Raw genomic sequence first — 13,813 nt, 5'->3', positions numbered from 1 at the left:
GCCGTGGGAGTGCCGGCTGTCCTCACTGAAAAAGTGTCTCCCCGCCCTAAATCCGCGAATTCCGGACATCGACGTAGTAACGGGCATTTTCCCGTACTGCCGGATCAATATGCGAGAATTTAATAAATATTTGAAAATAATGAAATAAATGTAGTTTTCAATTCCCATTGACAGCGCGCATAAGGATTGATAGAGATTTCAGCTGGAGCGATGGAGGGTGTTTAACCAATCATGGAAGAGGAGAGTGGAGGTTATGGACAAAAGAAACGGTATCGTATTGGCAGCGGTTTGTGTGGCCATCATGTTTGCCGGGGGTTCCATTTATGCGGCTACGGCGGTCCAGGACGTGATCAAGATGGAACACAAGGCCTACAGTGAACACACCAAGGGCATTGTGGAGTTCAGCCACAAGAAGCACAATGAAGAGTACAAGATCGGTTGCGGCGAGTGCCACCACGACGACAAAGGCAAGCCCTTGAGCAACCTGAAGCATGGCGATGACGTCAAAGGCTGCATCGAGTGCCACAAGATCCCCGGACAGATGCCCGGCGATCTGAAAAAAGAGATGAAGGAAAAAAAGGTTTCCAAGAAAGAGATCGCCGCCAAAGAGATGGAATATCACGCCGAGGCCATCCACGAAAACTGTATCAGCTGTCACAAGGAGTACAACAAAAAGAACAAGACCAAGGCTGCACCGCAAACCTGCACCACGTGTCATCCGAAGGAAAAATAGCACTCTTTTTTCCCGGGAATATCAACGGGGCAGCGCGGCTAACGGCGGCGCTGCCCCGTTTCTGTTGTGACAGATTGAGGAGGAAACGGCCGCTCGATTCATGCATCAGAAAAGCGAGGCATCAGGGTGTGGTTTGGCAGGCTTTATAGCGTCGGGCTTTGTTGACCAGCGCCTTGGCCCATGCAGGTGTGCCCAGGGCATGGATATGAGTATAGGTGGCAAGCACGTTGTTGATACAAACGCCGTCCTTTTCATTTAAGAAGCCGGTGCCGCGCTCCATGGAAAACACCAGATTCTCCTCTTTTCCCTTCCAGTTCTTCACGCTTGAATAGTGAAATTCATGGCCCAACAGCGTTGTTCCGGTTGAAAAGAACGGATTGTCCTGTATCACACGGACAATGGTGTAGCCATGACCCTGGGGGCGTCTGGAAAAGCCGAAGACGGCTGGAAGGATTCCGCACATCTCAAAGCTTCCATCGTCCAGAACCAGTTCCTCACCCAGATACATGAGGCCCCCGCACTCGGCGTAAACAGGCAGGCCGTTTTCGGCAAGCGCTTTCAATTCATTCTTAAAGACCCTATTCGCCTCCAGTTCCCGGGCATGGGTTTCCGGAAAACCCCCTCCGATATACAGGGCATCTACTGCAGGTAAATGCGGGTCCGTCAAGGGACTGGCAAACACCAGGCGTGCACCGGCGGCTTCGAGGGCTTCCAGGTTTTCAGGATAGTAGAACTGAAAAGCCGCATCCTTGAGAATGCCGATGGTGGGCCGGTCTGAAGTCGAGGTTGTTGCAGGTGCATAGGTTGTTAAAACAGGTCTGGTTTCGACGGGTGTCGCCGTTGCGGCGAGGCACTGAATCTGTTCCAGGTCCAGATGTTTTTCAGCCACTTGCCGGATGGCATCGATGGCCGGTTGCGCCCAGCTGTGTTCCGGTGTGGGCACCAGGCCCATGTGGCGCTCGGGAAAGCGCTGCTCTTTCAGTTTCGGCACCGCGCCCAGAACCGGAATACCGGTGTATTCTTCGATGCTGCGGGTGAGGATGCTTTGGTGCCTTTTGCCGGCGACCCGGTTCAAGACCACGCCGCCGATTCGCACGCCGGGGTCGAAGGCTTTGATACCGCCCACCACCGCGGCCATGGTGCGGGTAGTCTTGGTGGCGTCGATGCACAGAATCACCGGCAAGCCCAGCAACTTGGCCAACTCGGCGGTGCTGGTTTCCCCGTCGGTGTTGATGCAGTCGTAGAGGCCGCGGTTGCCTTCGATGACGGCCAGGTCGGTATTTTGGGTGTGAAGGTGATAAGAGCCGAGAATGGTGTCCCGGTCGATGAGGAAGGTGTCCAGATTGTAGCAGGGCCGGCCGGCGGCAAGGGCCAGCCAGCCGGCATCGATATAATCTGGACCTTTTTTAAAGGGTGCAATGGATCTGCCCAGGCTCCGCAACGCTGCGATGATGCCCACGGAAAAAATGGTCTTTCCCGATCCCCCGCGCAAGGCGGCGATGACAACACCCGGCGTTGTGTGAACGTGCTGGTTAGCTGGAGCCTGATTCAAGACCTTACCCATGACGACGAATCCCCGATCGAAAGGAAAAGCCGTCGCGGAGACTATTTGTCTTTTTCTTCATGCTCAGCAGCGGCTTGTTTGCCGGTACCGGGCATTCCATACATCGACGTGCTTCCCGAAGACCAATATTCAAGGACGTTTTCCTCGACGAGTTTGTTGACGATTTTTTTGGCCTCGCGGGGCTTCATATCCAGAATTTTGGTCAGGTCGTTGAAGTAGAACTTGCTTTTGGTTTTCAACTTTTTGGTCAACTGCTCTACGATCAGCTTTTTTGCCTCTTCGTATTCCATGGTAACCTCTTTTCTAAAGAAGGCAGGGGGGGCGCGTGGCCTCCCCCTGCACAGATTCGTTCATATGGAAATAAATTAGAACTTGAACTGCGTGGTCTGGCGCCAGGTGTAGTATGCCGGATCACGGAAGTCATCGATGAGATGATGGGTGAATTCAAGCTCGCATTTGTCGAAGAAGCGCTCCCAACCGATTCTCTCAGCCCAGTCGCCCACACGTTCGTATTTATTGGCGCCGGCGGAGTAGGCTTCGACGATCTTTTTGATGACCGCGGTAGTCTGTTCCCAGCGGGGCACTTCGTTGGGCAGGAAGGCCACGACAACCTTGGAGAATTTTGGCGTGCTGATGCGGTTGGAGACCTTGCCGCCGACCATGATGACGATACCGTCACCTTCCTTGTCTGCCAGCGGCAGGGAGGGACACATGGTGTAGCAGTTTCCGCAGAACATGCAGCGTTCATTGTTGATGGCCACGGATTTAACTTCCTTGTCGCCGACCTTCATCTTGGCCGGCTTGATGGCGGCGGTGGGGCAGGCGGCGATGGCCAGCGGAATCTCGCACATCTTATCCAGGTATTCATGATCCATGATCGGCGGTTTCCGATGGTATCCGAGAATGGCGATATCGGAGCAGTGTACGGCGCCGCACATGTTCAGGCAGCATGCCAAAGAGACGCGCAGCTGGGCCGGCAGGCGGTGCTGTTTGAAATCGTCAAAGAGCACGTCCATGGTTGCCTTGACCGGGCCGGAGGCATCGGTGGCCGGGGTGTGGCAGTGGATCCAGCCCTGGGTGTGAACAATATTGGTGACGCCGGCGCCGGTGCCGCCCACGGGAAACTTGAAGCTGCCGCCGTCGAACTTGCGGCTTTCCAGGTCCTTGATCAGGGGTTCGACCTTGGCTTTGTCGTCCACCATGAACTCGATGTTGTTACGGGTGGTGAAGCGCAGGTGTCCGCCGCAGTGCTTGTCGGCGATTTCACAGATCTCGCGGATGTGGGTGACACTCATCAGACGGGCACCGCCCACGCGCACGGTGTAGCACTCGTCGCCGCTGGCAGCCACGTGCACCAGCACGCCCGGCTTGATGATTTCGTGATACAGCCATTTGCCTTTGTTCTTGGCGATGACCGGCGGATAAAATTCATCGTATTTTTTCGGGCCGATGTCGGTAATCCGGTTTTCCATCGGTTTGTCGGGATTGTATCCTGAAGAAATAAATGCCATTGTGATTCCTCCCCTTTATCTCTGGTGGTCTTTTCTGAAGTCTGCAATGTCTCGATCCCAGCCGCCCTCAACCTCTTCCTCTTTCCAGAAGATGTAGGGGTTGTGGCGCGGTTCCTGTACATGCTGCGCCATCGGCTTGATGTTGGTGGCTTCGAGCAGTTTCTGGAATCCCTGACGTTTGATCAGTTCACCGAGACGTTCGCGGTTCTTGCCTTCTTCCATCCACCAATCCCAGATGGCTTCGATGACTTCCTTGATTTCGTCGTAGGGCTCGTCGACGTTGATGAAAGGCACCAGCAGGGAGCCCATCTGGGCGCCGTCGAGGATCGGGGCCTTGGCGCCGACCAGCATGGAGAGGCCGCGGTCATCGCCGATATGCAGGGCCCTGGGCATCACGTTGATGCAGTGCATGCAGCGCGTGCACTCTTTGTTGTCGATCTTAAGCTTGCCGCCGTCCATCCACATGCACTGGGTGGGGCAAAGGCCGGTGACTTCTTTTTCGATGTCGAACTTGCCCCAGTCGCGTCCGCTGTGGGCGCCGCCGTTGGGGGGAAATTCGCCGCCGATGTAACCGGCGACGGCTTCCTGATCGATCTTGATGTCGTCTTTCCAGGTCCCCACAAAGGAGATGTCCGCACGGGCAATAGAGGCCACGCAGCAGTTGGGGCAGCCGTCGAACTTGAACTTGAATTTATAGGGGAAGGCCGGCCGGTGCAGTTCGTCCTGGTACTCCTGGGTCAGGTTGTAGCAGAGGTCCTGGGTGTCGTAGCAGGAGTATTCACAACGGGAGGAACCGATACAGTCGGACGGGGTTCTCAGGTTGGAGCCGGAGCCGCCAAGATCCTGGCCCATATTGTGGGTCAGTTCGAAGAAAATTTCTTCCAGTTGCGGCGTGGAGGTTCCGATGAAGATGATGTCACCGGTGGAGCCGTGCATGTTGGTGATGCCGGAGCCGCGGAATTCCCAGAGGTCGCAGAGTTTCTTCAGGAAGTCGGTGGTGTAGTATTTGCCACCGGGTTGGGCGACGCGCATGGTGTGAAAATGGGCCACGCCGGGAAATTTTTCAGGCTGGTCGCAGTAGCGTCCGATAACGCCACCGCCGTAACCGAACACACCCACGATACCACCGTGTTTCCAGTGGGTCCGACCGTGTTTGAAAGAGAGCTCCAATACACCCAGAATGTCTTCCACACAGTCTTGGGCGACCTGGAATTCTACGTTGTTCGGGTTCTTGGCCCGGTTCGCGGCTTCCTGCTTCAGGTCTGACACGAAGCTCGGCCATGGCCCGGACTCAAGCTGGTCCAACAAAGGGGTTGCATGCTTTGCCATCTTTTACCTCCATTTAAATTGATATTAAACCAACCTGCCAATAAAAAAAGAACCGTCCCCGACGGGGGGTTTCAAGGTCACCTCCTCTCGATTTTTTTTTCATATATTGTCGGGATTGTTGAAATCACTTGGTTTTCATCATTAAAACTGCAAGGAGCAGATATAGAATTAATCATGGGGCTTGTCAATAAAAAAGCCTGGTTTCGAGCAGTTAAGCCGCGCGAGGCGTCAACGTAGGGACGTTCATACAAAATGTTGTGCCCCTTATCGTTAACACCTCTCCATATGGTGTTCAAACCTCGCGTTGGGCGAGAGAACAACGTTTGACTGGTCGAGACGGCTGGGGCGCACGACGGCGATGGGGTCGGGGCTTGTTGTCAAACCGCCGCCAGCAGCCGGTGCAGTCTCTTCATGTGGCGGGGTAGATGGCGGTCAATGAGACGACGTTCTTCGGTCCGCCGATCGAAAAAGGTTTCTGTGATCCGGCGTGCCACGGCCATCTGGTCATCGTCATCATGGCGGTTGTAAAAATGGCGGAACATCCCGGGAAAAGTATCCGGAAAACCGTTGATGCGGCCAGCCAGGTCCAAGCCCATGAAAAAGCCGTCGACCAAGGGGGCCAGGCAGTGGTCCGGCGCCCAGGCAACATCAGACACACCGTCAAGGCGGTCCAGGCGCATGCGCACGGAGAGATGGATGAAAAAAACCACCAGGGCATCCAAAAGCGACCGTTCGCTGTCCGCTTCAGCAACGCAACCGGGCATGGGAACATAATCCCTGACGGTGATCAGTCTGACCGTCACGCCGCCGCCTTCGACCCGGACCACAAAGTCGCCGGCGGCATGATGCCAGGGAAAGATCTGGTTTGACGTGATCGGGTCGTAGCAGGCGGTCAGGATCATGGCGGCATTGCGGTACATGTCTGCCGCCTGTGTTTCTGAAAGCAGGCAACGGGTGGCCGCCCCATCCCAGACCACAATGGCCGGCTCCCCGCTGTCGGGTTGCCGGGTCAGGTGAAATTCATGGAACCCGTCAAACCAGTCCCCCATGAACATGGACAGGCCGTCGGGCGCGAAACTGTGAACCCGGGGGAACCATCCAAAAGGCCGCTGTGCGTTGAGATGTTCCAGTGCCGTTACCTCGCGAGCCATAGCCTTGCGCCCGTGGTTGGATGCCGCCACGTTGACCACGAAGGAGAACACCTGATCCTTGACGGTCACTTGGAGCCGAGCCGGGTGGTAAAAGGCGCCGTGTTTTTCTAAAAAGATAGCCAGGCGCTCCAGATCGTTTTCAACGACAGGCTGCTTTAATTGGCGTGAGGCGGCCGCGATGATTCGGCCCCAGCCGCGGGCCCCACAAAAGTCAGAGACTGCTGTAAAATATTCGCCATAGGTAACGGTTGCGGAATCATGACTGGCGGGGTTTTTGACCGCACCTAGTCGATTGCCAGGCAGCGGGCAATGCCACAGTGGATGGTCTTCATCAAGCGGGTGGTCGATGGTGGAGAGAAAATAAGATACGGTCGGCATGGGTCGGACACTATCGGAACGGGTAAACATAATCGGGCGTCCGGACCTGTGGCGGTCGCGGTCCGAATGCCCGACGGATTCGATCAGGCGCGGTGGGGTTCCAGCTCTTTGAGGATTTCCGGTGCCACGTCATAGCCCAGCTCAACAGCTTTGTCGGCATGTTCCACGGCAAGTGACGGCTGACCGTCCTCCAGGTAGGCGATGGCCAGGTTGTTGTGGGCGACAGCAAACTCCGGAGAGAGCTTCAGCGCCTTCAGATTGGTCTCGATACTCTCTTTGACCTGGCCATTCATCAGGTAGGCGTTGGCCAGGGTGGCGAAGGCCTGGATAAACCGGAAATTGAACACGGTCGCTTTTTCCAAGGCTTTGATCGCGCCTTCTACATCACCTTGCTGCAGCAGGACAAATCCGATGTTTCCCCACCCTTCGGAAAAGCCGGGCTTGGCCTTGACGGCCCGTTGGTTCCAGTCCAGGCAGCCATCTATATCTCCGCGTTTCAGGCAGATGCCACCGATCTGGACATAGGCTTCGGCCAGGCCGGGGCTGCACTCGATGGCGGTAAAGAGTGATTTTTCGGCTTCTTCGATCTTTCCCTGCCCCAGCAGGGCCACGCCCAGGTTGTAGTGGGAGGTGCCACAGTCGGGGTTTGCGGCGATGGCTTTTCTCTGCTGGTCTATGAACGCTTCTGCATTGGCTGCTTTTTCCATGGTTACATCCTTTTCCGGTGGCGTCACCGATTGTAATTTCTTTTGAAATCAAATTGGGTAACGTGACTGCCCGTCCGTGTCAAGGAAAATAATCGCGGCCACTCTGCTTTTCCCTTGACATAAAATCCCAACTTCCTTAGTGTTTTCGATAATGTTGCATGTGCCGCCCAACCGGCACCATCGGCTGCTGCTTTCAGCCGGTTCTCGAATCTACAGGAAACCATTGCCATGACACCGGAGATCTTCGGGGATTTTGCCAGAACACGCGGAGCGGCAGCGCACGCGGTCGATGTCAAACCCCCGTGTCGTAAGCGCCGCTTCCGGTCGTAACGGGCATCTCGCACGCTTCTTTTTTCCAACACAACATGACATTTTCAGGAGGTAGCATGAATTCAGGATGTTATACCGCCATGGTGACGCCTTTCGACGGCGCGGCAGTCGATGAAACGGGGCTTACCCGCCTCGCCGATTTTCAGATTCAAAACGGGATCACCGGCCTTCTGGCCGTGGGGACCACCGGTGAAAGCCCCACCCTGGCCTGGCAGGAGCATCATCAGGTAGTGCAGATCATTGCGCGACATGCCAAAGGCAAATGCCTCTGCATCGCCGGGGCGGGCAGCAACAATACCAAAGAGGCGCTGTCCGCCACGCGGCATGCTGCCGAAGCGGGAGTCGATGCGGTGCTTTTGGTGGACCCTTACTATAACGGCCCCAGTTCGCAGGAAATCAGAAAAGAATATTTGTCGCCGGTGGCTGCGGCTTTTCCCGATTTATCCATTATTCCCTATGTTATCCCGGGGCGCACCGGCGCCCAGATGCTTCCCGAAGACCTGGCCCTGCTGTTCAAGGACCATCCCAACGTGAACACGGTGAAGGAGGCCACGGGGGATACAGACAACATGCGTCGGACCCGCCGATGCTGCGGGCCCGATTTCACCATTTTATCCGGTGACGACGGGATGACCGTTGAAATGATGACCGACCCGGCTATTGCCGCGGCAGGTGTGATTTCGGTGGTGTCCAATATTGTCCCTAAAGCCATGAGCGATCTGGTGCGACTGCTGGCACAAAAAGAGCTCGACCAGGCAAATGCGCTGGCCGACGCCCTTGCGCCGCTGTTCGGGCTGGTGACGGTGAAAACCGTGGAAAAGTCTGCATACGGCGACGTGGTGTGCCGGGCGCGCAATCCGCTGGCCCTGAAAACGCTGATGCAGCTGCTGGGCGTGCCTTCGGGTCCCTGTCGCCCGCCGCTCGGTAGAATGAGCCGGGCCGGCCTGGAGACGGTAGTCAATATCGCCAAGACCGTCCAATCGAAAAATCCGGAGCTATTTGTGCCGCTGGCAGAATGCTTCGATGTGGATATCGATGCGCGCCTCAACGATGAAAGCGTGTTGGAGGGGTTGTACTACCCGACGTATTGATACCTTTGCCGACGTTATCGATTGGCTGTCCACAAATCAAAACAAACCGCCCCTCCCGGTATATCCGGGAGGGGCGGTATCGTTTTCACGATTGTATGGTGTCCGTTTTATCAGACCGGTTTTTGTTTATCCGCAAAGTTGGCCGCTTGCTGCTCAGGGTCGGTCACTTTGAAGAGCACCCCCTTTAGCCATTCCAGCCCGAACTTGAGCAGTTCGATTTCATCTTTTTTTATTTTTTCCACGGTGGCTTCGTCTACGTCGACGCGCTTCAAAAAGGAGCTCTCGAAGACAAACTCCTTGAATTTATCGATATCGTAACTTACCATGAAAAACATCTGTTTGGCTTTATCCGTCAGTTTGATGTTCGGTGGAAAAGAGCGCTTGCGCACCACCAAGTCCGTCCACTCACGGTTGATTTCGTCGCGCAGGTCCACGCCCTGGTCTTCCCGCCACTCGGCTACCGTCCAGTCGCCGTCCTCCTCGAAGCCCTTGCAGTGCGGCTCGTTGATGAAAAAGAAAAAACCCTCGTCATCGGCGCCCTCCTTGTGCTGAAGGGTTGCCGTGCCCAGTGGATAATAGCGGCAGGAAGTGGGGCGATCTTTATATATGATGCACCCCTCCTTGTCCTTGACAAAGGGACAGGATTCCCGTTCGTCGTCGAGCAGCTTGAGGGTGACCATGGGCAGATCGGTCTTTTCCAGCAGGTGCGGTTCGGTGTAGATGGCCAGAAACTCCCGGGAGGAAAGCCCCAAGCGGTTTTTCATCTGGAGAATGTCGTAGGGCGTGAGGATGATGTTGATGCCCCGGCAGCACATGGTAAAGCACGACACCCCCGGGTGGCATTTAAATTTGAACTGGCTGCGGTATCCCAGACGAATCGGCGATATACAAGCGGTTTTATCTGCATCGTTCATGAGTTGTCCTTTCCTGATCGTTCATTGGTTGGGCCGTATTTAACCAAGGCGGTGTTCAAAGTCAAACGCTAATCCCGGCACCAAAATGGATCTGATCGGATCGTCGCAGCCCGATTGCCCAACTGCGGCACGGCGGACGGTCCAATCGATGATGGAATCGGACAGGAGGGTTTAAAATAAATGGGGCCGGCTCATAAAAAGAGCCGGCCCCGGTTGTGTCGTCTCAGGTTTGGCGTCGGGTTATTTCACCTTTCCTGCGCGCCAGGCCTCGATGAGTTTGTCATAATCCACCGTTTCCCCTTTTGGTTTTTCGTTGGCCAGCTTGGCCTTGGGGGATCCGGGCTGGCTCAGCCAGTAGGCTTCATCCTTCTCCGGATTCAGTTGGGGGCCGCACTCACCCTGGGTCTTGGAGCGGGCGATGCGTTCCAGAACCCTGTCCATCTCTTTGGCCAGATTGTCCATGGCCGTGTCCACGGTCACTTCACCGGAAACCGCTTCACCGATATTCTGCCACCACAGCTGGGCCAGTTTCGGATAATCGGGTACGTTGACGCCGGTCGGCGTCCAGGCCACGCGGGCCGGACTGCGGTAGAATTCCACCAGACCACCCAGTTTGGGTGCCCGTTCGGTGAAGGATTCATGATTGATGTCGCTGTCCCGGATGGGGGTCAATCCCACGTGGGCTTTTTTGAGAGAGGTGGTCTTGGCCACGCAGAACTGGGCAAACAGCCAGGCGGCCTTGCGGCGTTCGAGCGGCGTGCTTTTCATGAATGTCCAGGATCCGCAGTCCTGATAGCCCAGCTTCATGCCCTCTTCCCAATAAGGGCCATGGGGCGAGGGAGCCATGCGCCATTTGGGGGTACCATCCTCATTCACCGTGGGCCCCGGGGCGACCATGCTGGGTACGAAGGCTGTGTACCAGAAAATCTGCTGGGCCACGCTGCCGTTCGCCAGAAAGGGCAGATAGGTGTAAAAATCCATGCCCAGGCTGCCCGGAGGCGCGTATTTTCTCAGCCAATCCATGTATTTTTGAAGGGCGTACTTGGCCGCCGGACCATTGGCGGCTCCACCGCGGGCAACGGTTGCACCGACTGGCCGGCATCCTTCCATGCGGATGCCCCATTCATCCACCGGCTTGCCATTGGGAATCCCCTTGTCACCGGCACCGGCCATGGAGAGCCACGCATCAGTAAAGCGCCAGCCCAGATCAGGCGCCTTTTTACCATAGTCGTTATGTCCGAAGACAGCCTTGCCGTCGATTTCACGGACATGCTCGGTGAAAAACTCGGCAATATCCTCGTAGGCCGACCAGTTGACCGGAACACCGAGTTCATAGCCGTAGATCTCCTTGAACTGCTTCTGGAAGTCCGGGCGTTTGAACCAGTCGTAGCGGAACCAATACAAGTTGGCAAACTGTTGATCAGGCAACTGGTAGAGCTTTCCGTCCGGACCCGTGGTGAAAGACTTGCCCATGAAGTCATCGACATCCAGGGTCGGCAGGGTCACGTCTTTGCCTTCACCGGCCATGAAGTCTGACAGGGGTACCACATAGCCATAACGGGCGTGGGTGCCGATCAGGTCTGAATCGTTGATCCAGGCGTCGTAAATATTCTGGCCCGACGCCCACTGGGTCTGCAGCTTTTCAATGACGTCGCCCTCTTGAATCAGGTCGAACGAGACTTTGATGCCGGTGATCTCCTCGAAGGCCTTGGCCAGCGTTTTGGCCTCATACTCATGCGTGGGAATGGTTTCGGAGACGACCTTGATGTTCATGCCGACAAACGGTTGGGCCGCCTTGATGAACCACTCCATTTCCTTGAGCTGTTCCTTTTTGGACAGGGTCGAGGGTTGGAACTCCTCGTCAACCCACTTCTTTGCGGCTGCCATGTCCGCCATGGCCGGACCTGCCGCCATGGCTACCATGACCGCCAATGCAACACCCAGGAGCATCGTCTTTCTCATTTTTACTTTCATGGGACTCCTCCTTTAAGCCTTCATGGGTAGGGTTGGGACTGTCGGACGGAATCGCGGGCGTGAAGGCTGAGATCGCCCATCGACGGAGACACGTCCTCTTTTGATACGCGGTGCTGGATTGCTGGTGGTCTTAAGACAACGGTTTATCCCCAGCGCATCATGATAACCACCCAGACCGCTGAAATGGGAAGTGCAAACCATAAATTCAGATCCGTGAACCCTAGCCAGGCCAGGTGGATATAGGCGGTGCCCAACAAACCGACAAAAAATCGCGTTCCCCTTGTCGTCGGGATCTTCAAGAATCCGCGACGCTCAACGGTTGGCGACACCAGCTCCCAGACGAGCATGCCGGCGATCATCAGGAAGATGGTGGTAAAGAAAATCGCTGTCGGGACGGTCCAATACATCCATTCGAAACGCATGCTGATTCCCCCTTAGACGCGACCCAATGCAAATCCTTTGGCCAGATGATTGCGTACGAACCAGATGACCAGGGCACCCGGAACGATGGTGAGGATGCCATTGGCTGCCAGCAGGCCCCAGTCCAGGCCGGTTGCACTAATGGTTCGGGTCATGGTGGCGACAATCGGTTTTGCCTCGGTAACCGTGAGCGTCCGGGCAAACAAGAGCTCGACCCAGCTGAACATGAAGCAGAAAAAAGCGGTCACACCCACACCCGCCCGGATCAGCGGAATAAAGATCGTGAAAAAAAACCGCGGGAAGGAGTACCCGTCGATAAAGGCGGTTTCGTCGATCTCTTTGGGGATGCCGGACATGAACCCCTCTAAGATCCAAACCGCCAGCGGGACATTGAACAGGCAGTGCGCCAAGGCCACGGCGATATGGGTGTCGATCAGGTTGACGGTCGAGTAAAGCTGAAAATAGGGCAACAGAAAAACCGCCGGCGGAGCCATTCGGTTGGTCAGCAGCCAAAAAAACATCTGCCCATCGCCGAGGAATTTAAACCGGGAAAAGGCGTAGGCCGCGGGCAGGGCAAAAGCCAGGGACATGACGGTGTTCAGACTGACGTAGATCATGGCGTTGATATAGCCCGAATACCAGGTTTGATCCGTGAAGATCTTGATGTAGTTTTCAAAAGTGATGTCGGCCGGGTAGAGGGAAAACGTGCTCAGTATGTCTGCATTGCTTCGCAAAGACATGTTGAGCATCCAGTATATGGGCACAACGAGGATGATGAAATAGAAGAGTAAAGCAAAGGTTCTCTTTTTGATTTTCATGAGACTTTTTCTCCTTTCCCGACATTCAGCAGCGCTTGGTAGAAGATAAAGCTGAACAGCAGAACGATGAGAAAATAAATCAGGGAAAAGGCCGCTGCAGGACCGAGGTCAAACTGGCCGGTTGCCAGTTTGACCAGGTAGATGGACAGGAAGGTGGTTGAGTTTCCAGGGCCGCCGCCAGTCAGTGCAAAGGGTTCGGCGTAGATGAGAAAGCTGTCCATCCATCTCAGCAGCACGGCGATGGTCAATACGCCGCGCATCTTTGGCAATTGGATATAGCGAAAGACCGCCCAGGCCGAGGCGCCGTCAATTTTAGCGGCCTGGTAATAGGCTTCCGGGATGGCTCGCAGACCCGCATAACAGAGCAACGCCACCAGCGGCGTCCAGTGCCAGACCTCCATGGCCATCAGGGTGACCCATGCGTAAGACGGTCTGGCGGTATGGTCAAAGGGGACGCTGAGAAGATCCAGGCTGTTGATCCCTACGCCGAACAAACCGATATCCGGCCGGGTGAAGATGATCCAAATGGTGCCGATTACATTCCATGGAATCAACAGAGGGATGGCCAGCGTTACCAGGCTGGCTGAGACGCCCCAGCCCTTTTTGGGCATGGCCAGCGCGATCAGTATGCCTAACGGTATTTCGATAAGCAGTACCAGCCCGGAGAACAGAAATTGCCGCCACAAGGCGTCGTGCAGGCGATAGTCGGTCAACATCTGCTTGAACCATTCGGTCCCCACGAAGACAGCATTGCCCGGGCCGAAGATGTCTTGGATCGAATAGTTGACCACAGTCATCAGCGGGATGATGGCGCTGAAGGCCACGACGACGAAAACCGGCAGCACCAGGAACCACGCTTTGTTGTCCGCCCATTTTTCCATGGGGTCCTCCCT

13 protein-coding genes are annotated in these 13,813 nt (G+C 55.7%); 2 read left to right on the top strand and 11 right to left on the bottom strand.

What is annotated here, in order from left to right; genetic code table 11:
• The first annotated feature begins 253 nt into the window (after positions 1-253).
• The gene (locus tag ACZCED_RS00310) at positions 254-733 is read left to right on the top strand and encodes a cytochrome c3 family protein (protein ID WP_464859962.1); all 480 of its coding nucleotides are present in this window, start codon (positions 254-256) and stop codon (positions 731-733) included.
• Positions 734-854: 121 nt separating this feature from the next.
• Here the strand turns inward: ACZCED_RS00310 and ACZCED_RS00305 are convergent, their stop codons facing one another.
• From ACZCED_RS00305 to ACZCED_RS00280, 6 genes are all read right to left on the bottom strand, one after another.
• Positions 855-2,297, bottom strand: coding sequence for a cobyrinate a,c-diamide synthase (locus ACZCED_RS00305; protein ID WP_464859961.1), 1,443 nt, complete (start codon positions 2,295-2,297; stop codon positions 855-857).
• 41 nt (positions 2,298-2,338) lie between these two features.
• Entirely contained in the window at positions 2,339-2,587 is a 249-nt protein-coding gene (locus ACZCED_RS00300) for a dissimilatory sulfite reductase D family protein (protein WP_462971275.1), read from the bottom strand.
• Positions 2,588-2,662: 75 nt separating this feature from the next.
• Positions 2,663-3,808 carry a dissimilatory-type sulfite reductase subunit beta gene (gene dsrB / locus ACZCED_RS00295; protein ID WP_462971276.1) on the bottom strand — a complete coding sequence of 382 codons (1,146 nt, stop codon included), beginning with the start codon at positions 3,806-3,808 and terminating at the stop codon, positions 2,663-2,665.
• Positions 3,809-3,823: 15 nt separating this feature from the next.
• Positions 3,824-5,137 carry a dissimilatory-type sulfite reductase subunit alpha gene (gene dsrA, locus ACZCED_RS00290; RefSeq protein ID WP_462971277.1) on the bottom strand — a complete coding sequence of 438 codons (1,314 nt, stop codon included), beginning with the start codon at positions 5,135-5,137 and terminating at the stop codon, positions 3,824-3,826.
• Positions 5,138-5,514: 377 nt separating this feature from the next.
• The gene (locus ACZCED_RS00285) at positions 5,515-6,666 is read right to left on the bottom strand and encodes a hypothetical protein (RefSeq protein ID WP_464859960.1); all 1,152 of its coding nucleotides are present in this window, start codon (positions 6,664-6,666) and stop codon (positions 5,515-5,517) included.
• Between the two features lie 83 nt (positions 6,667-6,749).
• Positions 6,750-7,373, bottom strand: a complete 624-nt coding sequence (locus ACZCED_RS00280) for a tetratricopeptide repeat protein (RefSeq protein WP_462971279.1) — start codon at positions 7,371-7,373, stop codon at positions 6,750-6,752.
• Between the two features lie 386 nt (positions 7,374-7,759).
• Between ACZCED_RS00280 and dapA the strand changes: the two genes are divergently transcribed.
• Positions 7,760-8,794 carry a 4-hydroxy-tetrahydrodipicolinate synthase gene (gene dapA / locus ACZCED_RS00275; RefSeq protein WP_464859959.1) on the top strand — a complete coding sequence of 345 codons (1,035 nt, stop codon included), beginning with the start codon at positions 7,760-7,762 and terminating at the stop codon, positions 8,792-8,794.
• 110 nt (positions 8,795-8,904) lie between these two features.
• On the opposite strand, the gene ACZCED_RS00270 is transcribed toward dapA, so the two are convergent.
• The 5 genes from ACZCED_RS00270 to ACZCED_RS00250 all read right to left on the bottom strand — a co-directional run bounded on the left by ACZCED_RS00270 (position 8,905) and on the right by ACZCED_RS00250 (position 13,801).
• Positions 8,905-9,708 carry a YkgJ family cysteine cluster protein gene (locus tag ACZCED_RS00270; protein WP_464859958.1) on the bottom strand — a complete coding sequence of 268 codons (804 nt, stop codon included), beginning with the start codon at positions 9,706-9,708 and terminating at the stop codon, positions 8,905-8,907.
• Positions 9,709-9,948: 240 nt separating this feature from the next.
• Positions 9,949-11,682 carry an ABC transporter substrate-binding protein gene (locus ACZCED_RS00265; protein ID WP_462971282.1) on the bottom strand — a complete coding sequence of 578 codons (1,734 nt, stop codon included), beginning with the start codon at positions 11,680-11,682 and terminating at the stop codon, positions 9,949-9,951.
• Positions 11,683-11,825: 143 nt separating this feature from the next.
• A complete protein-coding gene (locus ACZCED_RS00260) occupies positions 11,826-12,104 on the bottom strand; it encodes a DUF2160 domain-containing protein (RefSeq protein WP_462971283.1) in 279 nt (92 codons plus the stop codon).
• Between the two features lie 12 nt (positions 12,105-12,116).
• Positions 12,117-12,920 carry a carbohydrate ABC transporter permease gene (locus ACZCED_RS00255; protein WP_462971284.1) on the bottom strand — a complete coding sequence of 268 codons (804 nt, stop codon included), beginning with the start codon at positions 12,918-12,920 and terminating at the stop codon, positions 12,117-12,119.
• Positions 12,917-13,801 carry a carbohydrate ABC transporter permease gene (locus ACZCED_RS00250; RefSeq protein ID WP_462971285.1) on the bottom strand — a complete coding sequence of 295 codons (885 nt, stop codon included), beginning with the start codon at positions 13,799-13,801 and terminating at the stop codon, positions 12,917-12,919. Before ACZCED_RS00250 ends, ACZCED_RS00255 begins: the two co-directional genes overlap by 4 nt.
• Positions 13,802-13,813: the final 12 nt, after the last annotated feature.

It is taken from the genome of Desulfosarcina sp. (assembly GCF_055467485.1).
Note: the sequence above shows the minus strand (reverse complement) of the source record. Positions and strands in the feature narration are given on the sequence as shown.

Coding starts and splice junctions, on each gene's coding strand:
- ACZCED_RS00310 (WP_464859962.1), top strand. CDS start 254: ATGGACAAAAGAAACGGTATCGTATTGGCAGCGGTTTGTGTGGCCATC.
- ACZCED_RS00305 (WP_464859961.1), bottom strand. CDS start 2,297: ATGGGTAAGGTCTTGAATCAGGCTCCAGCTAACCAGCACGTTCACACA.
- ACZCED_RS00300 (WP_462971275.1), bottom strand. CDS start 2,587: ATGGAATACGAAGAGGCAAAAAAGCTGATCGTAGAGCAGTTGACCAAA.
- dsrB (WP_462971276.1), bottom strand. CDS start 3,808: ATGGCATTTATTTCTTCAGGATACAATCCCGACAAACCGATGGAAAAC.
- dsrA (WP_462971277.1), bottom strand. CDS start 5,137: ATGGCAAAGCATGCAACCCCTTTGTTGGACCAGCTTGAGTCCGGGCCA.
- ACZCED_RS00285 (WP_464859960.1), bottom strand. CDS start 6,666: ATGCCGACCGTATCTTATTTTCTCTCCACCATCGACCACCCGCTTGAT.
- ACZCED_RS00280 (WP_462971279.1), bottom strand. CDS start 7,373: ATGGAAAAAGCAGCCAATGCAGAAGCGTTCATAGACCAGCAGAGAAAA.
- dapA (WP_464859959.1), top strand. CDS start 7,760: ATGAATTCAGGATGTTATACCGCCATGGTGACGCCTTTCGACGGCGCG.
- ACZCED_RS00270 (WP_464859958.1), bottom strand. CDS start 9,708: ATGAACGATGCAGATAAAACCGCTTGTATATCGCCGATTCGTCTGGGA.
- ACZCED_RS00265 (WP_462971282.1), bottom strand. CDS start 11,682: ATGAAAGTAAAAATGAGAAAGACGATGCTCCTGGGTGTTGCATTGGCG.
- ACZCED_RS00260 (WP_462971283.1), bottom strand. CDS start 12,104: ATGCGTTTCGAATGGATGTATTGGACCGTCCCGACAGCGATTTTCTTT.
- ACZCED_RS00255 (WP_462971284.1), bottom strand. CDS start 12,920: ATGAAAATCAAAAAGAGAACCTTTGCTTTACTCTTCTATTTCATCATC.
- ACZCED_RS00250 (WP_462971285.1), bottom strand. CDS start 13,801: ATGGAAAAATGGGCGGACAACAAAGCGTGGTTCCTGGTGCTGCCGGTT.